We start from the raw sequence: 18,894 nt of genomic DNA, 5'->3' as shown, positions 1-18,894 counted from the left end.
ATCAGGACGGCGGGTGCAGTTCGGCCCGCGCGCGGGAGAAGCTGCGCCGGCCGCGCTTGAAGCCCATCAGCACCGGCGAAATCCCGCGCAGCGCGGCCACCGGATCGGGCGCGTCCACCACAACCAGGTCGGCCGGGTTGCCCACTGCGATGCCGTATTGCTTCAGCCGCAGCACCTTCGCGGAATTGGCGGTGAACATGTCCCAGGTCTGCCGCAGCTCATGCGCATCGCCGCGCTGCACGACATTCGCGTAGAGATTGGCCATGCGGATCAGCTGCGCGTCGCCGAAGGGCGTGAAGGGGTTCTGCACATTGTTGGTGGAGAGGTTGCACAGCGCGCCCTGCGCCATCAGCCGGTGCGCATCCACCACGCCGCGGCGGATATTGTGGTCCTGGTCACGCCCCATCAGGAAGAGGTCGGTCGCCGGCAGCACAGCCAGCGCCACCCCGGAATCAGCCATCATCTTGCCGATGCGGTCCTGGTGCTCGGGCGTCGCACTCGCGATCTTCGTGCCATGGCCGAAGGCGACGCGGCCGCCCCAGCCGATCCGGTCGGTGATCTCGCAGACCAGGCGCAGATCGAGGTCATTGGGGTCGAACCCGCTGTCCAGGTGCATGTCCACATCCACGTCGAACTCCTGCGCGAGTTCGAAGATGCGGCGGATCTGTCCCGCGCGGTCGCGGTCGTAATTGGGTGCGGCGCCAATCACCGTGGCGCCGGATTTCAGCGCCTCCACCATCAGCTCCTCGGTGCCGGGGCTGTCCAGCAGGCCCTCCTGCGGCATCACGCAGATCTCGAGGTCGATGGCCCATCTGTAGGCGTCCACCAGCGACTTCACGCCCTGGAAGCCGCGCAGCCCGACCAGCGGGTCCACCTCGGCATGGGTGCGCATGGTCATGGTGCCGTGGCTGATCGCCTTCTCGATGGTCGCGCGGGCGCGGGCGTTCACATCCTCCACCGTGAAGCTGTGCTTCACGGCCGAGACGCGCTCCATCGCGCGGTGCGGGTTGCGGCCGGGCGCGCAGCCGCAGCGGTCGATGATGCCGCTCTTGTCGAGATGGATATGCGTCTCGATGAAGCCGGGGGCGACCAGGCAGCCGCCCGCATCCACCACCTCGCCCGCCGCACTGCCGAGGTCGGGCGCGATGGCGGTGATGACGCCGCCCGTCACGCCGATATCAGTCAGCGTCTCGGCATCGGCGAGGCGGGCGCGGCGCAGCAGCAGGTCGAATTCCATCGGGCAACTCCTTCGGCTTCGCGGACGTTCGCCGAATTCGCGGCATATGACCACCCGAGGCCGGCAAGAGGATGAGACGGCTTCGATCCCGCCCCGATCCGCGCTAGGATGCGGGCGTGGACACCCCTGGCCCCGCCCGAGCCTTCACCGCGCCCGCCCCGGCGGAGGGGCGCTGATGTCCCGCCGGCAGATGGAAATCACGCCGGAGCTGATGCTCCGGGCCTATCGCATCGGCCTGTTTCCCATGGCCGAGAGCCGCGACGCGCGCACCCTCTACTGGCTCGATCCCGAGATGCGCGGCGTGATCCCGCTCACGGGCTTCCACCTGCCGCGCCGCCTCGCGCGCCGGGTGCGGCAGGCGCCCTATCGCATCAGCGCGAACGAGGCCTTCGCCCAGGTCATCGCCGCCTGCGCCGCGCCGCGGGCCAGCTCTGCCGACAGCTGGATCAATGCCGAGATCCAGGCGCTCTTCACCGCATTGCACCGCCAGGGCCACGCCCATTCCATCGAGGCTTGGCAGGGCGAGGTGCTGGTGGGCGGGCTCTATGGCGTCTCGCTCGGCGGCGCCTTCTTCGGCGAGAGCATGTTCAGCCACGCCGATGACGCCTCCAAGATCGCGCTGGTGCATCTGGTGGCGCGGCTGCGCCTGGGCGGCTTCACCCTGCTGGACGCCCAGTTCCAGACCGCGCATCTCGCGCAGTTCGGTACGCAGGAGGTGCCGCGCGCCCTCTACAAGCAGCAGCTCGCCACCGCCGTGGAGGTGCCCGCCATCTTCCCCGCCGATCCGGACCCCGAGGCCCTGGCGCGCGAGATCGCGGCGCTGCGCGCCGAGGGCTGAGCGCTGGGGGCTGGGCCGGGGTTCAGGCTCGGCGCTTCCTCCTCTACCCTGCCGCCATGACCGAACCCGCCCCGGAATTCAGCCTGATCGCCCGGCATTTCCGCCCGCTGGCCGGGCCAGGCGCGCTCGGCCTGCTGGATGACGCGGCACTGCTGACGCCGCCGCCGGGGCAACAGCTCGTCCTCGCCGCCGATGCCATGGTGGCGGGCGTGCATTTCCTGGCCGACGACCCACCGGAGACAATCGGCCGCAAGCTGCTGCGCGTGAATCTCAGCGACCTCGCGGCCATGGGCGCCGCGCCGCTCGGCTACCTCATGACCATCGCGCTGACGCCGGGCACGGACGAGGGCTGGCTCGCCGGCTTCACCGCGGGCCTCGCGGCCGATCAGGCGGAATTCGGGTTGCAGGTGCTGGGGGGCGACACCGTCTCCACACCCGGCCCGCTCAGCCTGTCCCTCACCATCCTGGGCCATGCGCCGCCCGGCGCCGCGCTGACCCGCGCGGGGGCGCGGCCGGGGGATGACCTCTGGGTCAGCGGGCGGATCGGCGATGGCTGGCTCGGCCTGCGCGCCGCGCGGGGCGAGATCGCCGACCCGGATGGCGCGCTCGCCCGCCGCTACCGCCTGCCCGAGCCGCGCCTCGCCCTCGGCCTCGCGCTGCGCGGGCTGGCACGGGCCTGCATGGATGTCTCGGACGGGCTGCTCCAGGATGCCGGGCACCTGGCCCGCGCGGGCGGCTGCGCCGTGGCGGTCGAGGCCGCGCGCATCCCGGTCTCGGACGTCACGGCGCCCATCGCCGCGCTGGCGAGCGGCGGCGACGATTACGAGCTGCTCTTCGCGGCGGCGCCGGAGGACCGAGCGGCGGTGGAGGCGGCGGGTCTCGCCGCGCGCACCCCTGTCACGCGCCTCGGGCGGTTCACGGCGGGCGCGCCGCATGTGAGCCTGCGCGACGCCACCGGCCGCGACATCACGCCGGCAAAACTCGGCTGGAGCCACCTGTGACGCAAGACGACGCCCAAGAGAAGCAGATGAAGGCGACCATCTGGCGCCTCTTCTTCTGCCAGGCCCTGATGAACGCGACGATGGTGGGCCAGGCCGCGATGGGCGCCCTGATCGGCCACAGCCTCTCGGCGGATCCGGCGCTGGCCACCCTGCCCATGGCAGTGCAGATGACAGCGGTGATGGCGGCCTCCATCCCGGCCTCGATCATCTTCGGCCGCTATGGCCGCCGCGCCGGCTTCATGCTGGGCGCCATCGTCTCGCTGGCCGGCTCGCTCACCTTCGCGCTGGGCGTGTGGCAGCAGGATTTCCTGATCTACTGCCTGGGCTCGGTGCTGGCCGGTGCCGGCTTCGGCATCGCGCAGCATTACCGTTTCGCCGCGGCGGAGGCCGCGACGCCGGCCTATCGCCCGCGCGCCATCGCCCTCGTCATGGCCGGGCCGGTGCTGGCCGCGGCCTTCGGGCCGGAGATCGTGAAGCACACGCACCAGGTCTTCATGCCCTACATCTTTCTGGGCACTTATCTGGTCCTCGCGCTGCTGCCGGTGATCTGCATGGTCCTGCTGACCGGCCTGACGCTGCCGCCGCCCCCGCCGCGCGCCGCCGTCACCACGCCGGTCACCGAGATCATGCGCCGCCCGGCCTTCGTCACCGCCGTCGTCGCCGGCATGGTGGCCTATGGCACGATGAACCTGGCCATGACGGCCACCCCGCTGGAGATGCTGTTCTGTGGCTTCTCGGTGGGTGCATCCGCCACCGTCATCCAGGCGCATGCCATCGCGATGTACGCGCCCGGCTTCGCCACGGGCCACCTCATCACCCGCTTCGGCGTGCGCCCCGTGATCGTGGCCGGCGCGGTGCTGACCGCGGTCTCCGTCGCCGTCGCGCTGATGGGCGAGACCTTCTGGCACTTCGCCATCGGCCTCGCCATCCTCGGCGTCGGCTGGAACTTCATGTTCGTGGGGGCGACCTCGCTGCTCGCCACCGCCTATGCGCCGCATGAGCGCGTGCGGGCGCAAGCGGCCAACGACTTCATCGTCTTCGGCACCGTCGCCTGCACCGCCTTCCTGTCCGGCTATGTGCATGCGCGCTTCGGCTGGAGCCTTCTGAACCTCACCCTGCTGCCGCCGCTGGTGGCGGCGCTGGCGCTGCTGGCCTGGCAGAAATCGCGCGGCGTGAACGCCAGCCCGGCGGCGGCGCGCTAGAGCGTGATCCGCTGAGGTGGAATCACCGAAGCGGTGAAGCAGCCTCACGCTCTAGCCGCGCCGCCGGCCGGCGATCAGAAGCGGCCCCAGACCGGCGATGCGGAGTTCGGCATCATCGGCAGCGACGGATCGCCCCGCAGATCGGGCGAGGTGACATCGCCCTCGCCGGTCTGCTGCGGGCGACGGGGGTCAATGGCGTTCAGCCGGTCATTCCGCTGGTCCAGTTGCATGCCGCGCTGCAATTGCCGCTCGGCGATGGCCTCGGGCGGCGGCGGCGGCTGGCCGGGCAGCAGGCGCGGCGCGATCGGGATCGGCGTGGTGATGGGCGTGGGCAGCGGCTGCGCCGGCGGCGCGGGCGGCGCGGGCGGCGGCGCAGCGCAGGCCGCGGCCAGCAGGGCAATGAGAAGGCTCGGGTGACGCATGGCGGGGTTCCAGGAGAGGGACGGAGGCTTTGGCGCGCGGCGCGAAGCTTCAGCCTAGCCACTCCCCCGGGGCTTGTGCAGCCTCCCGCAGGATAGCTTGAGGGTTGCCTTGACGGGGCACGAGCCGCTTGACCACAAGGCGCCGCACCCCCAAGGCAGCCCGATGACCACCTCGACCGACTTCCTCCCCCCGCGCCCGGCGGCGCCGGCGCGCTTCCCGCGCGGCATGCGGGCACTCTACGCCTCGGCGACGGACCTGCTGAGCCTCTTCCCAGAGACCGCCTTCCGCCACCGGATGATGCCCTTCAGCGCCATCTCCCAGCGCGTGCTCATCGTGAACGAGCCGGAGATGGTGCGCCGCGTCTTCATCACCGGCCGCGCCGAGTTCGAGGCGAAGAGCCGGCATTTCCGCCAGGCGCTGGAGCCGGTGATCGGCGACAGCATGTTCCTCAACAGCGGCGAGGTCTGGCTGACCCGCCGCGCGCTGATGGCGAAGCTGCTGCACCCCTCGCGCACGCCCGGCTTCCACCCGCTCTTCGTGCAGGGCGCCGAGGAGCTGGCGCGGAGCTGGAACGGGCGGGTGGATGTGGCGGCCGGCTTCGCGGCGGCGACCGCGCTCGCCGTCATGCGCGCGCTGTTCGGCGATGCGGCGCGGCCGGAGGATGCGGCCAAGCTCGCCCGCAGCTTCACCGCCTATGAGGGGGCGGTGCTGGCGGTGGATTTCGCCCATGTCTTCGGCCTGCCGGAGAAGCTGACCGGCTGGCAGTTCCACACGGCGCGCCGCCATGCCCGCGCCATCCGCCGCCTCTGCTCGGCCTGCATCGCAGCCGCCGGCCCCGATGTGGGCGGCCTCTTCGGCGAGCTGCGCGCGGCGCTGGCCGAGGATGGCCGCCCCCTGCTCGACCCCACGCAGCTCATCAACGAGGTGGCGATGCTGCTGCTGGCCGGCAGCGAGACCTCGGCCAATGTGCTGACCTGGACGGTCTATCTCCTGGCGCTGCACCAGCCCACGCGCGAGCGCGTGCTGGCCGAGCTGGGGGCCGTGCTGGGCGGCCGCGCGCCCGAGGCGTCCGAGCTGAACGCGCTGCCTTTCACCAAGGCGGTGATCCAGGAGGCGATGCGCCTCTATCCGCCCGTGCCCTATCTGTCCCGTGAGGCCGCGCGGGCCGAGCGCATCGCCGGCATCCAGGTGAAGCCCGGCGAGACGGTGATGGCCCTGCCCTGGCTGCTGCACCGGAACGAGCATCTCTGGGAGGCGCCGCACGCCTTCCGGCCCGAGCGCTTCCTGCCCGACGCGCCGCAGAAGCCGCCGCAATTCGGCTACCTGCCCTTCAGCATCGGCCCGCGCGTCTGCGCCGGCGCCTCCTTCGCCATGGCGGAAATGCTGGTCTTCATGGCCGTGCTGCTGCCGCGCCTCGATTTCTCCATCCCGCCCGGCGCCGCCCCGGTGCCGCGCGCGCGCCTCACCCTGCGGCCGCGCGGCGGGATGCCGCTGATGGTGACACCCCGGTGATGCGGCTCGCCGGGCTGCTGCTGGCCGGGGGCGGCGCGGCCTGGCTGGCGCAGGCGCAGGGCGCGCAAATGGCGGTGCTCTGGCTGCTGGGCGCGGGCCTCGGCCTCGTCTTGTTCCAGTCGAGCTTCAGCTTCGCCGGCGGCTTCCGCCGCCTGCTGGCCGAGCGCCGCAGCGCGGGCTTCCGCGCCATGCTGCTGCTGCTGGCGCTGGCCTGCCTGCTCAGCCTGCCGGCCATCGCGGCAGGGAGCGTGCTGGGCCAGCCGGTGCGCGGCTTCGTCTTCCCGATCGGCTGGGGGTTGCTGCTGGGCGCCTTCCTGTTCGGCATCGGGATGCAACTGGGCGGGGGCTGCGCCTCGGGCACGCTCTACACGGCGGCCGGCGGGCAAGGGGCGCGGATGTGGATCACGCTCGCCGCCTTCATCGCGGGCGCCACCTTCGCGGCTTACGATTCCGAGCGCTGGTCGGGCTGGGCCGCGCTGCCGCCCGTCTCGCTCACGGCCCATCTCGGCCTCGGCGGCGCGCTGGTGGCGAGCCTCTTCGCCCTCGCGCTGGCCTGGGCCATCGCCACCGGGCTGGAGCGGCGGCGGCATGGCGCGGTGGAGCCACTGGCATGGCGCGGCGCGCTGTTCCGCCACCCCTGGCCGGCGGCCTGGGGCGCCATCGGCCTCGCGCTGCTGGGCTTCGCGACACTGCTCCTGGCCGGGCGGCCCTGGGCGATCACCGCCGCCTTTCCGCTCTGGGGCTCCCGCGCCATCGAGGCGCTGGGCTGGGATGACCCCGCCTTCTGGCCCTATTGGGAAGACCCGACCCGCACCGAGGCGCTGCTGCGGCCCCTGCTGGCCGACCGGATGACGGTGATGGATCTGGGCCTCATGGCCGGCGCCTTCCTGGCAGCGGCGCTGGCTGGGCGGCGGGGCGATTGGCGCATGCCGCGCCCGGGGCCGGCGCTGGCCTCGCTCATCGGCGGGCTGCTGCTGGGCTATGGGGCCATCATCGCCTTCGGCTGCAATATCTCCGCTTTCCTGGGGGGAATTCTCTCGGGCAGCCTGCATGGCTGGGTGTGGATCATCCCGGCCCTGGCCGGAAATGCGCTGGGTGCCCGGCTGAGGCCGCTCTTCCGGCTGGAGGGACCAGCCCTGCGTTAATGCCGCAGTGCAATGTAAAAACCGACAATTGACGCTTTCGTGTCGTGCATTATGTTCCGGGCGCATCGTCACGTGCCAAAGGAACACCCATGCGGCCCCTTCCCGCCCTGCTCGCCGGCCTCACGCTCGCCTTCGCCATGCCCGCCGCGGCCCAGGCGCCGCTCGCCGCGCAGGGCTGCGTCGGCTGCCATGGCCCGAATGGCGCGGGCCAGGGCGGCGTCCCCGCCCTCGCGGGGCGGGACCGCGCGGAGTTGATCGCGCAGATGAACGCCTTCCGCGCCAATGAGCGCCCGGCGACCATCATGGGCCGCGTCGCGCGCGGCTACACGGAGGCGGAGATCATCGCCACCGCCGAATACTTCGCCCGCCAGCCGCGCTGAGGAGACCCGCCATGACCCATACCCTCCCGCGCCGCGCCCTGCTCGCCGCCGCCCCGCTCGTCGCGGCCCCTTCCGTCTTGCGCGCCCAAGGGCCGAACGCCACCCAGGCGCGGCTGCTCGTCATCGGCGGCGGCTTCGGCGGCGCGACCGCGGCCAATTTCGCCCGCCGCACCTATCCCTGGCTGGATGTCACGCTGGTCGAACCCAAGCGGCACTTCGTCACCTGCCCCTATGGCAACCTGGTGCTGGCCGGCACGCGGCAGATCGGCCAGATCACCCATGGCTATGACGGGCTGCGCGCGCGTGGCGTCCGCGTGGTGCATGACTGGGCGACCGGCATTGATGCCGCGGCGCGCCGCGTGCGCCTCGCGGGTGGCGAGACGCTGACCTATGACCGGCTGATCCTCTCGCCCGGCATCGCGCTGCGCTGGGGCGCCATCGAGGGCTATGACGAGGCCGCCTCGGAGATCATGCCGCATGGCTGGGTGCCAGGCGATGGCGCGCAGACCCTGCTGCTGCGCCGCCAGCTCGAGGAGATGCCCGATGGCGGCGTCGTCGGCCTCGCCATCCCGGCCAATCCCTTCCGCTGCCCGCCCGGCCCCTATGAGCGGATCAGCATGATCGCGAGCTACCTGAAGCGCCACAAGCCGCGCTCCAAGATCCTCGCCCTCGATGCGAAGGAGGCCTTCAGCAAGCAGGGCCTGTTCCAGGATGCCTGGGCGCAGCTCTATCCCGGCATGATCGAATGGGTGCCGAGCAACCGCGACGGCAAGGTGACGAAGGTGGATGCGCGCGAGCGCGTGCTGGAGACGGAATTCGGCACGCGGCACAAGGTCGCCGTCGCCAATGTCATCCCGCCGCAATCGGCCGCGCGCATCGCCAGCGAGGCGGGGCTGACCGACCAGTCCGGCTGGGTGCCGGTGAACCCGCGCACCTTCGAATCGCGCGTGGCCCCCGGCATCCATGTCGTGGGCGATGCGAACATCCCGGGCCCCATGCCGAAATCGGGCTATATCGCCAACAGCACGGCCAAGCAGGCGGTCGCATCCGCCGCAGCCCTGCTGCGCGGCGAGACCCCGCCCGAGGCGGTCTACTTCAACACCTGCTACTCGCATGTGGGCGAGGATTACGGCATCTCGATCGTCGGCGTGTTCCGCCCCAATGCGGAGGGCACGGCGATCGCCGAGGTGCAGGGCTCGGGCGGCGTCTCGCCGCGCGGCAACCTGCCCGAGCAGCGCAAGCTGGAGGCGCTCTACGCCGATGCCTGGTATGACAGCATCACCAAGGACATGTTCGCATGAAGCGCCGCGCGATCCTGAGCCTCGCGCTGCTGCCCTTCGCGGCGGCGGCGAGCGACGACGTGCTCAATGCCGCCATCCGCGCCGAGATCGGCGATGCCGCCCCGCGGGAGGGCGGCATCACGCTCCGCGTCCCGCCCGTCGCGGAAAATGGCGGCCAGGTGCCGGTGACGGTGCTGGTGGACAGCCCGCAAAGCGCCGAGCGTCACGTGACGGCCATCCACCTGTTCGCCACGCGCAACCCGACGCCGGGCATCGCCTCCTTCAAGCTAGGCCCGGCGCTGGCGCGGGCGGAAATCCAGACGCGCATCCGCATGTCGGAGAACCAGACCCTCGTCGTCCTCGCGCGCATGAATGACGGCAGCGTGCAGCGGGCCACGGCCGAGATCCGCGTCGCCACCGGGGGCTGCCTGACATGAGCACGCCACTCGCAGCCCCGCGCATCCGCGCCCCCCGCAGCGCCCGCGCGGGCGAGGTGGTGGAAATCCGCACGCTGATGGAGCACCCGATGGAGACCGGGCTGCGCCAGGAGGGAGGCCGCACCATCCCGCGCGACATGCTGACCCGCATGCGCGTGCGGCTGAACGGCGAGGCGCTGCTGGAGGCGGAGTTCCGCAACGGCACCGCCGCCAACCCCTTCCATGTGTTCTTTGTGCGCATCGATCGCGCGAGCGAACTCGAATTCACCTGGACGGATGAGGCGGGCCGCACCGCGCGCGCGACCCACCGCATCGCCCTGGCCTGAGATTCAGGCGGCCAGGCTGTCCAGCGCGGCCTGCACGCCACCCTTGGCATGCGGCACGCCGGCAATGCCGAGCGCCATCTCGACCGCGCCCAGCGTGCCGATGATCATCGGCTCGTTCAGGTCGCCCAGGTGGCCGATGCGGAACACCTTGCCGGCCAGCTTGGAAAGGCCGGCGCCCGTCGAGACGTTGAAGCGCTCCAGCGCGATCTTGCGCACCGCGTCGGCGTCATAGCCCTCGGGCATCAGGATGGCCGTCACGCTGTCCGACCAGCGCTCGGGGTTCTGGCAGAAGAGTTGCGGGCCATTGTTCCCGGACCAATGCTGCACGCAGGCGCGGACCGCCTTGGCGAGGCGGGCATGGCGGGCGAAGACATTGTCCAGCCCCTCCTCCACCAGCATCAGGCGCAGCGCTTCCTGCAAGCCGTAGAAGAGCGTGGTCGGCACGGTGCCGACGAAGCTCTTCTGCCGGCGGGCCAGCATCTCGGTCCAGTCGAAATAGTGGCGCGGATGGGTGCTCTTGCGATGCGCCTCCATCGCCTTCTCCGAGGCGCCGGTGAAGCTGAAGCCGGTGGGCAGCATCAACCCCTTCTGGCTGCCGCCGACGCAGACATCCACGCCCCATTCATCCATGCGGAAATCATAGCAGCCGAGCGAGGAGATGGTGTCGCTCATCAGCAGCGCCGGGTGCTTCACGCGGTCCATCGCGGCGCGCACCTGGTCGAGCGGCATGCGCGTGCCGGCCGCCGTCTCGTTGTGCACGCAGCAGACGGCCTTGATCTTGTGGCCGGTATCGGCGGCGAGCGCCGCCTCGATGGCCGAGATCTCCACGCCGCGGCGCCAATCGGCGGGGACCTGCTGCACCTCGAAGCCCAAGGTGCCGCACATCTTGGCCCAGCTATCGGAGAAATGCCCCGTCTCCGGGATCAGCACGAGATCGCCGGGCGAGAGGGTGTTGACCAGCGAGGCCTCCCAGGCGCCGTGGCCCGAGGCGGTGTACATGAAGAGGTGGTGCTTCGTCTTCAGCACCTTCTTCAACCCCTCGAAGCAGGCGTCATAGACGGCGAGGAAGGCCGGGTCGTTGAAGTCGATGCTGGCGCGCGCGGTGGCGGCCAGCACCGAATCCGGGATGTTCGTCGGCCCGGGATTGGCAAAGAACAGGCGGCCGCGCGCCATGGGGCGTGCGGGCTTGGGGCTGATCGAACCGTCCATCGTGTCTGGCTTTCCTGCGCGTCGTTCCCGGCAGTATTCAGCGGAATGGGCCGCGCATCAACGCTCCAGGCGGACGCCGGTGCGCGCCACCACCTGGCGGTACTTTTCCACCTCGCTCGTCAGGAAGGCGCGCGTGCTCTCGGGCGTGTTCTCGCTCGCCCAGGGCAGCACGCCGGCCTGGAGCAGGCGCTCGCGCAGCGTCGCATCCGCCACGGTCGCCACCAGCGCGCGGTTGAGCTGCTGCACCACCGCGGGCGGCATGTTCGGCGGGCCGATGATCATGTTCCAGGTCGAGAGCTCGAAGCCCGGCATCGCGCCCTCGTTCAGCGTCGGCAGGTCGGGGAAGGAGGGGAAGCGCTCGCGGCTCGTCACCGCCAGGCCGCGCACCAGCCCGCCACGGATCTGCGCGGCGGCGGAGGCCAGCACCGCGATGCCGAACTGCCCCTCGCCCTGGTGGATCGCCGTCAGCATCAACCCGCCGCTGCGATAGGGCACATGGGTGAAGCGCGCGCCGAGCTGCAAGGCCAGCATTTCCACGCCCAGATGCGGGATGGAGCCGACGCCCGAGGTCGCATAGGCATATTGCTCGGGGCGCGAGGCGCGCAGCACGGAAATCGCCTGCTGCGCCGTGGTCGCGGGGAAATTGGGGGCGGCGATCAGCACCATCGGCGCGGTGCCGATCATCGCGATCTGCGTGGAATCGGCCACCGGGTTGAACGGCGTGCCGCCCTCCAGCGCCGCGGGCGCGATCGCGTGGGAGCTGACCTCGATCAGCATCAGTGTATGGCCGTCCGGCGCCTGGCGACGCAGCCAGTCGCCCGCCACCACGCCTGAGGCACCGGGGCGGTTCTCCACCACCACCCGCGCCTCGGGGCCGATATTGGCCGCGAAGCGCTCGGAGATGAGGCGGGAGGCGATGTCCGTGCTGCCGCCGGGCGCGAAGCCCACCGCGAGCGTGATGGGGCGTTGCGGGAAGCTCTGGGCGCTCACGGCGAAAGGCGTGGCGGCGAGCAATCCCAACGCGGCGAGCGCGAAGCGGCGAATCATGGCGGTCCTCCGGTTTTTCTGACCGGAGGTTAAGCCCCACCCGGGCGCGGCATGCAAGCGCATCGCCAGGGGCGATGGTGCGTCGCGCCCGCCATCGCCGGGCCCGGCCGCCGCTTCGCCCTGGATGCCCTCCGCCTCAGATGGCGGTGCCGCCCACGGTCAGCCCGGTCATCTTCAGCGTGGGCTGGCCCACGCCCACCGGCACGCCCTGGCCATTCTTGCCGCAGGTGCCGATGCCCGGGTCCATCGCGCTGTCATTGCCGATCATGCTGACCTTGGTCAGCGCATCCGGCCCGTTGCCGATCAGGGTCGCGCCCTTCACCGGCGCGCCGATGCGGCCATTCTCGATGATGTAGGCCTCGCTCATCGAGAAGACGAACTTGCCCGAGGTGATGTCCACCTGCCCGCCACCGAAATTCACGGCATAGATGCCCTTCTTCACGCTGCCGATGATCTCGGCCGGGCTGTGCGCGCCGCCCAGCATGATGGTGTTGGTCATGCGCGGCATCGGGATGTGGGCGAAGCTCTGACGGCGGCCATTGCCGGTGGGCGCCACGCCCATGAGGCGCGCATTCTGCCGGTCCTGGATGAAGCCGCGCAGATAGCCATCCTCGATCATCACGGTGCGGCCCGAGGGCGTGCCCTCGTCGTCCACGGTGAGCGAACCGCGACGGTCGGCGATGGTGCCGTCATCCACCACGGTAACGCCGGGGGCGGCGATGCGCGTGCCGACGAGACCCGCGAAGGCGCTGGTCTTCTTGCGGTTGAAGTCGCCCTCCAGCCCGTGGCCGATCGCCTCATGCAGCAGGATGCCGGGCCAGCCCGGGCCCAGCACCACCTCGGTCTCGCCGGCGGGCGCGGGGATGCTCTGGAGGTTCACCAGCGCCTGGCGCAGCGCCTCCGCGACGCCCGCCTGCCAGCCGCCATCGCCGATCACGCGCGCATAGGCGAAGCGCCCGCCCGTGCCGAAGCTGCCCGTCTCGCGGCGCCCGTTCTCCTCCACCACGACGGAGACGTTGAAGCGCACCAGCGGGCGGAGGTCCGCCACGCGCAGCCCGTCGGGCCGCAGGATCTGCACCGCCTGCCATTCGCCGCTGAGCGAGGCCATGACCTGCGTCACGCGCGGGTCGAGCGCGCGGGCATGGGCGTCGATCTCCATCAGCAGCTCGGTCTTCTCGGCGAAACCCATGGCCGTCAGCGGGTTCGCCGCCTCGTAAAGCTGCGTGTTGGTCGCGCGCGGGCCGACATCGAGCGTGCCGCTGCGCCCCTGCCGCACCGCGCCCACCGTCGCCACCGCGCGCGCCAGTGCCGCATCGCTGATCTCGCCCGAATGGGCATAGCCCGCCGCCTCGCCCTGGATGGCACGCAGGCCGAAGCCGCGCTGCGTGTCGTAGCTGGCCGAACGGATGCGGCCATCCTCCAGGCTGATCGCCTCGCTCTCGCGGTATTCGAAGAAAAGCTCGCCATCCTCGGCGCCGTCGGTCGCCTCGCGCAGGCGGCGCGCGGCGGCCTCCGGGTCGAGGCCGGTGTAGAAAAGCCGGTCCGTGACGGCGAGCGGCGTGTCGAGCGGCATGGGGAGGTTTCCCTTCAGGAAATCAGGCTGGAGGCCGGGAAGGTGACACGGGCGATGGTGCCCACCCCCGGCGTGCTTTCGAGGATGAGGGCGCCGCCCTGCGCCTGGGTCAGCGAGCGGCAGAGATGCAGGCCGAGGCCCGAGCCCGGGAAGCGGCGGGAGAGCGCGCTGTCGAGCTGGGTGAAGGGCTCGAAGACGCGCTCCAGGTCCTTCGCCTCGATGCCGATGCCGGTGTCCTGCACCTCCATCGTCAGGCCGTCCGTGGTGCGGAAGGCGCGCAGCGTGACGGTGCCGCCCGCTTCGGTGAACTTGGTGGCGTTGTTGAGCAGGTTCAACAGCACCTGGCGCAGCCGGCGCGTATCGCCGCGCAGGCGCGGCAGGCCGGGCGCGATCTCGCGCACCAGCTGCAGCCCGCCCTCGGCGACGGCCGGGCCGATCATGCGCGCGGCGCCCTCCAGCACCTCGGTCAGCTCCACCTCCTCCAGCGCGATGGGCGGGTTGCTGGTCTCGGTGCGGGTGATGTCGAGGATGTCGTCGATCAGGGAGAGCAGGTGCTGCCCTGCCTCACGGATCGCCTTGGCGAATTCCTCGGTCTGCATCGGCGCCGCGCCGCTGCAGAGCACGTCGGCGAAGCCGATCACGGCATTGAGCGGCGTGCGCAGCTCATGGCTCATGGTGGCGAGGAAGCGGGACTTGGCGCGGCTCGCCGCTTCGGCCGCCTCGCGCGCGGCCTCCAGCTCGGCGCGGATCTGCCGGTCCTCGGTGACGTCGGTATAGGTGACGACCCAGCCGCCATCGGGCGTGGGGTCGGAGACCACCTCGAGGATGGTGCCGTCCGGCCGCGGGCGGAGGGAGCGGATGGGCGCGAAGCGCGGGCGGGTCTTGATCGCCTCGGCCACGCGCCGCCCGGCCTCGCCCTCGCCGTATTCGCCCTGCACCAGCAGCGCATCCACCATCTCGTGCATATGGGCGCCGGGCGTCAGCGCCGCTTCCGGCACGCCCAGCATCTCCTTCAGCTTGGCGTTGGAGGCGACCAGGCGGCCCTCCTTGTCGAAGAGCACGATGCCGTGGCGGATATTGCCCAGCATCACGCCCAGGATCTCGGCGCGCCGCTTGGCCTCGGCCTCGGCGCGGGCGAGCGGCGTCACATCGGTGAGCGAGACGACGAAGCCGCCATCGGGCGTCGGGTCGGAGGCGAAGTTCAGGACCCGGCCATCCGCCGTCACCCGCTGCGAGCGGGAGGGCTTGCTGCGGTCGAGCGCGAGGAGCTGCTGGCGTTCGCGCTCGGCCGCCTCGGGGGTGCCGAGATTGCCGGTGCGCTGCTGCCGCTCCAGCAGGTCCTCGATGCGCATGCCGAGGCATTGCGGCAGGTCGGGCATGGCGGTGAGCGTCACGGCCAGGCTGTTGTAGCCGCGCAGCCGCCGCTCATGGTCGTAGAGCAGCACGCCGGAGGTGTTGTTCTCCAGCATGGTCCGCAGCAGGCCGGCGCGCTGCTCGGCGGCCGCCTCGGCGCGGACCAGCGGCGTGATGTCCGAGACCGAGATGACGAAGCCGCCATCGGGCGTCGGGTCGGAGGCCACGTCATAGCGCCGGCCATCGGGCAGGGTTCGCTGCGAGCGGTGCGATCTGCTGCGGTCGAGCGCGAGGAAGTAGCGCTCCTGCTCGGCGCCGCCATCCTCGCCGGCATAAAGGCCGCGCGCGCGCTGCGCCGCCAGGATCTCGGCCTGGGTTGTGCCCGGCTTCGCCAGCAGGTCGGGCACGCCCATCATCTCGCCGGCCAGCGCATTGGCGGCGACGAGGCGGTGCTGCGCGTCATAGAGCACGATGCCCTGGCGGCTGTTCTCCAGCATCGCCTGCAGGATGCCGGCGCGGCGCTGCGCCTCCTCCTGCGCGTCCACCAGCGGCGTCACGTCGGAGACGGAGACGACGAAGCCGCCCTCGGGCGTCGGGTCGGAGGCGACGTCGAAGACCTCGCCCGAGGCGCGGCGCCGCTGGTAGCGGATCGGCTTGGTGCGATCGAGCGCCATGGCCTGGCGCAGGAAGGCGGCCTCGGCCTCCGGGTCGGCCAGCTGTTCCAGCGGTGCCTGGTGCTGCATCACCTCCGCGAAGCTCTGGCCCACCATCTCCTCGGGCGAGGCATAGCCCGCGATCGCCATGCTGATCCGGTTGGTGGCGATCACCCGGTGGTCGGGCCCGTAGAGGGTGATGCCGTGGCGCGAGGCGTCGAGCGTGGCCGAGAGCGCGGCCGCCTGGGCCTGGGCCTGTTCGCGCGCGCGCACCAGGTCCGTCACGTCGGAGATGCAGACGACGTAGCCGCCCTCGCGCATCGGGTCGGAGGTGAGGTCGAAGACGCGGCCATCCGGCCGGCGGCGCTGGTAGCGGTGCGGCCGTGTGCGGTCCGTCTCGGCGAAGCGGCGCGCCAGTTCGGCCTGCTGCTCGGGCGTCGCGCCCTCGTGCTGGCGCTGGGCGGCGACGACATCGGCATGGCGGCGGCCGATCAGCGCCGCCGCATCGGGCAGGCCCGCGAATTGCGCGGCGATGTCGTTGGCGGCGAGGACGATGCCGTTGCGGTCGAACAGCGTGATGCCCTGGCGCGCCGCGTTCAGGGTGGCGGAGAGCAGCGCCGCGCGGGCCTGCGCCTGCTCGCGCGCGCGCACCAGCTCCGTCACGTCCGAGAAGCAGACGACGTAGCCGCCCTCGGGCATCGGGTCGGAGCTGATGTCGAGCACCAGGCCATCGCGGCGGCGGCGCTGGTAGCGGTGGTGCTGGCGGCGGTCCACCGTCGCCACCTGCCGCATCACCTGCTCCACCTCCGCCTCGCTCGCGCCCTCGAAGCGGTGCTGGTTGCCCACGATCTCGGAATGGCTGAGGCCGACGAGCGTCGCCGGGCCGGCCCGGGTGGTGAGCTGCGCGGCGATGTCGTTCGCGGCCACCGCGCGGCCCTCGGCGTCGAACAGGATGATGCCCTGGCGCGCCGCGTTCAGCGTGGCGGCCAGCACCTCGGCCCGGCGCTCCACCTCGCGTTCGGCCACCACGCGGGCGGTGATGTCGGTCAGCGTCAGCACGAAGCCGCCCTGCGGCACCGGGCTCGACGTCACCTCCAGCTCCTCGCCGGTCGGGCGGCGGCGGCGGATGGTGTTGGGCGTGCCCTTGTCCCGCACGAGGAAGGCGGCGACCCGATCGCGCGCCGCCGGGCCCTCGCCGAATTCGCCGGCTTCGAGCTGGTGCGCCAGCAGCTCGGCATATTCCACGCCGGGGCGCAGCCAGCCCTCGAGGCCCATCAGCGCGGCGCAGAGCGGGTTGAAGGTGAGCAGCCGGTCCTGCGCGTCGAACAGCGCGATGCCGTGGCGCATGTTGTCCAGCATCGCCTGCACCATGGCGGCGCGCTGCGTGGCCGCCGCCTGCGCCTCGGTCAGCGCCGTGATGTCGGTGAAGGAGCGGACGCAGCCGCCGCCGGGGATGAGATCGGTGCGGACCTCGATGATGGTGCCGTCGGGGCGCTTGCGGGTGTAGGTGCTCTCGCCCTTCCAGGGCTCCCGCACGCGGTTCTGGCGCCAGCGCTGCCCGGCCTCGCCCACGCCATGCTCGCCGCGCTCGGCCTGGACATCGCGCAGGTCGTCGAAATGCACGCCGGGGCGCAGCATGTCGGGCGGCAGGCCCGCCAGGCGGGCGCCCAGCGCATTCCCGGTGCGGACGTAGCCCTCGGCATCATAGAGGATGATGCCGTGCCGCATGTTGTCGAGCACGGCCTGCAGCGAGGCGGCGCGGCTCGTCGCTTCCGCCTCGGCCTGGACCTGCGCCGTCACGTCGGTGAAGGAGCGGACATAGCCGCCCTCGGGCAGCTGGTCGGTGATGATCTCCACCACCGTGCCGTCCGGGTTGGTGCGGCGGTAGCGATCGGGGCCCCGCAGCGGCTCGTTCATCCGCTCGGCCAGGAAGCGGTCGGTCGAGAGCTTGTCGCCATGCACGCCGAGCTGGATCTGCAGGGCGCGCAGCTCGCGGATATTGGCGCCGCGGCGGAAGGCCTCGGGTGGCAGGCCGCAGAAATGCGCGGCCAGCCGGTTGGCGGCGATGACGGTGCCCTCGCCGTCGAACATCGCCATGCCGTGGCGCGTGCTCTCCAGCATGTGGGCCAGCACCTCGGCCCGCTCGCGCGCCTCGGCCTGGGCGGCGTGCAGCGCGGTGACGTCGGCCACCACCATGGCATGCCCGCCATCGGGCAGCGGCACGCTGCGATGGCTGGTGGCGATGCCCTCCGGCGTGCGGCGCTCGAACCCGTGCGAGGTGCTGGTGGCGGCGAGGCGGCGGGCGACTTCCACTTCCGGGTCGCAGGGGCCGAACTCGCCGGCGATGGCGCGCCGCATCAGGATGTCGCGCAGGTTCTCGCCGAGGCGCACGGGGCTGTGCGCCATGATGCGGTTATAGGCCGGGTTCACCTGCGTCAGCACGCGGTCGGGGCCATAGACCGCGACGCCCACCGGCAGCGCCTCCATCAGCGCGTCCTGCAGGGCCACCCGGCGGCGGACATCCTGCGCGGCCTGATGCGCGTCGGTGATGTCCATGATCTCGACCAGCCAGCCGCCATCGGGCATGGGCTGGTTCTCGAAGCGGACGGTTCGGCCATCCGGGCGCGTCCGCTCATGCCGCCAGGGCTGGGCGACGGAGCGCGTCGTGAGGTCGGCCACCACGGCGGCGGCACGGGCGGCATCGAACTCGCCAGCCTCCTGCTGGCGCGCGACGATCTCGGTGAGCGGCATGCCGGGCTGGAGCGCATGCTGAGGCAGGCCGAGCAGGCGCGCATAGGCGGGGTTGCTGCGCGCGAGGCGACGCGCCGCGTCATACTGCGCGACACCGTTGTTGAGCCGGGCCAGCACGCCGGACAACGCGCCGGCCTCGCGCTCCGCCACCTCGCGCGCCTGGAGGAATTCGCTCACATCGGCCAGCGTCAGCAGGTGGCCGCCATCGGCCAGCGGCACGATGCGCCATTCGAGGCCGCGGCCCTCGACATCCCGCAGCAGGCGGCGATGCGGCAGGGTGAGGTCGAGCGCGAGCACCTCGCGCAGGCGCTCGGCCGGGTCGCCGGGGCCAAGCGCGCCACGGAAGGCCAGCAGGCGCAGCACATCGGCCAGGGCCGCACCGGGCTTCAGCGCCGCCTGATCCACCCGCAGCAGCGCATGCATGGCGGTATTGGCGAAGACCAGCCCGCCCGCCCCGGAAAAGCCCATCACCGCCAGCGGCAGGGCCGCGAGGATCTCGGGCGGTCGGGGGGCGGCGGCGTCCATCC

The 18,894-nt window shown here is 71.7% G+C and carries 15 protein-coding genes; 9 read left to right on the top strand and 6 right to left on the bottom strand.

Features of this window, described 5'->3' with window-relative positions; all coding sequences use genetic code 11:
• Nucleotide 1: 1 nt before the first annotated feature.
• Nucleotides 2–1,237 (bottom strand): amidohydrolase family protein, encoded by a 1,236-nt coding sequence (locus tag R9Z33_RS03410; RefSeq protein ID WP_318649906.1) that lies wholly within the window; start codon nucleotides 1,235–1,237, stop codon nucleotides 2–4.
• A 175-nt stretch (nucleotides 1,238–1,412) separates the two neighbouring features.
• Here R9Z33_RS03410 and aat point away from each other — a divergent pair, with 175 nt between their 5' ends.
• The 3 genes from aat to R9Z33_RS03395 are packed head-to-tail and all read left to right on the top strand — an operon-like array spanning nucleotide 1,413 to nucleotide 4,278.
• Nucleotides 1,413–2,075, top strand: coding sequence for a leucyl/phenylalanyl-tRNA--protein transferase (aat, locus tag R9Z33_RS03405; RefSeq protein WP_318649905.1), 663 nt, complete (start codon nucleotides 1,413–1,415; stop codon nucleotides 2,073–2,075).
• A 56-nt stretch (nucleotides 2,076–2,131) separates the two neighbouring features.
• Complete coding sequence (gene thiL, locus R9Z33_RS03400; RefSeq protein WP_318649904.1) at nucleotides 2,132–3,076, top strand: thiamine-phosphate kinase; 945 nt, start codon at nucleotides 2,132–2,134, stop codon at nucleotides 3,074–3,076.
• Nucleotides 3,073–4,278 (top strand): MFS transporter, encoded by a 1,206-nt coding sequence (locus tag R9Z33_RS03395; RefSeq protein ID WP_318649903.1) that lies wholly within the window; start codon nucleotides 3,073–3,075, stop codon nucleotides 4,276–4,278. The genes thiL and R9Z33_RS03395 overlap by 4 nt, the downstream gene beginning before the upstream one ends.
• 74 nt (nucleotides 4,279–4,352) lie before the next feature.
• Here the strand turns inward: R9Z33_RS03395 and R9Z33_RS03390 are convergent, their stop codons facing one another.
• Nucleotides 4,353–4,700 carry a hypothetical protein gene (locus R9Z33_RS03390; RefSeq protein WP_318649902.1) on the bottom strand — a complete coding sequence of 116 codons (348 nt, stop codon included), beginning with the start codon at nucleotides 4,698–4,700 and terminating at the stop codon, nucleotides 4,353–4,355.
• A 163-nt stretch (nucleotides 4,701–4,863) separates the two neighbouring features.
• On the opposite strand from R9Z33_RS03390, the gene R9Z33_RS03385 reads away from it, so the two are divergent.
• The 6 genes from R9Z33_RS03385 (at nucleotide 4,864) to soxZ (ending at nucleotide 9,781) form a co-directional block, all read left to right on the top strand.
• Nucleotides 4,864–6,213, top strand: a complete 1,350-nt coding sequence (locus R9Z33_RS03385; RefSeq protein WP_318649901.1) for a cytochrome P450 — start codon at nucleotides 4,864–4,866, stop codon at nucleotides 6,211–6,213.
• Nucleotides 6,213–7,358 carry a YeeE/YedE family protein gene (locus R9Z33_RS03380; RefSeq protein WP_318651606.1) on the top strand — a complete coding sequence of 382 codons (1,146 nt, stop codon included), beginning with the start codon at nucleotides 6,213–6,215 and terminating at the stop codon, nucleotides 7,356–7,358. Before R9Z33_RS03385 ends, R9Z33_RS03380 begins: the two co-directional genes overlap by 1 nt.
• An 89-nt stretch (nucleotides 7,359–7,447) precedes the next feature.
• Nucleotides 7,448–7,738 (top strand): c-type cytochrome, encoded by a 291-nt coding sequence (locus tag R9Z33_RS03375; protein WP_318649900.1) that lies wholly within the window; start codon nucleotides 7,448–7,450, stop codon nucleotides 7,736–7,738.
• 11 nt (nucleotides 7,739–7,749) lie between these two features.
• Nucleotides 7,750–9,039 (top strand): FCSD flavin-binding domain-containing protein, encoded by a 1,290-nt coding sequence (locus R9Z33_RS03370; RefSeq protein ID WP_318649899.1) that lies wholly within the window; start codon nucleotides 7,750–7,752, stop codon nucleotides 9,037–9,039.
• Nucleotides 9,036–9,455, top strand: a complete 420-nt coding sequence (locus R9Z33_RS03365) for a thiosulfate oxidation carrier protein SoxY (protein ID WP_318649898.1) — start codon at nucleotides 9,036–9,038, stop codon at nucleotides 9,453–9,455. Before R9Z33_RS03370 ends, R9Z33_RS03365 begins: the two co-directional genes overlap by 4 nt.
• Complete coding sequence (gene soxZ / locus R9Z33_RS03360; RefSeq protein ID WP_318649897.1) at nucleotides 9,452–9,781, top strand: thiosulfate oxidation carrier complex protein SoxZ; 330 nt, start codon at nucleotides 9,452–9,454, stop codon at nucleotides 9,779–9,781. Before R9Z33_RS03365 ends, soxZ begins: the two co-directional genes overlap by 4 nt.
• Nucleotides 9,782–9,784: 3 nt before the next feature.
• Here the strand turns inward: soxZ and R9Z33_RS03355 are convergent, their stop codons facing one another.
• The 4 genes from R9Z33_RS03355 to R9Z33_RS03340 form a co-directional block, all read right to left on the bottom strand.
• Nucleotides 9,785–10,990, bottom strand: coding sequence for a pyridoxal-phosphate-dependent aminotransferase family protein (locus R9Z33_RS03355; protein WP_318649896.1), 1,206 nt, complete (start codon nucleotides 10,988–10,990; stop codon nucleotides 9,785–9,787).
• 57 nt (nucleotides 10,991–11,047) lie between these two features.
• A complete protein-coding gene (locus tag R9Z33_RS03350; protein ID WP_318649895.1) occupies nucleotides 11,048–12,037 on the bottom strand; it encodes a Bug family tripartite tricarboxylate transporter substrate binding protein in 990 nt (329 codons plus the stop codon).
• A 136-nt stretch (nucleotides 12,038–12,173) separates the two neighbouring features.
• The gene (gene tldD / locus R9Z33_RS03345; protein WP_318649894.1) at nucleotides 12,174–13,610 is read right to left on the bottom strand and encodes a metalloprotease TldD; all 1,437 of its coding nucleotides are present in this window, start codon (nucleotides 13,608–13,610) and stop codon (nucleotides 12,174–12,176) included.
• A 14-nt stretch (nucleotides 13,611–13,624) separates the two neighbouring features.
• Complete coding sequence (locus tag R9Z33_RS03340) at nucleotides 13,625–18,892, bottom strand: PAS-domain containing protein (protein ID WP_318649893.1); 5,268 nt, start codon at nucleotides 18,890–18,892, stop codon at nucleotides 13,625–13,627.
• Nucleotides 18,893–18,894: the final 2 nt, after the last annotated feature.

The organism is Sediminicoccus rosea (assembly GCF_033547095.1).
GTDB classification, from domain to species: domain Bacteria; phylum Pseudomonadota; class Alphaproteobacteria; order Acetobacterales; family Acetobacteraceae; genus Roseococcus; species Roseococcus rosea.
This window is presented reverse-complemented; position numbering and strand designations above follow the sequence as displayed.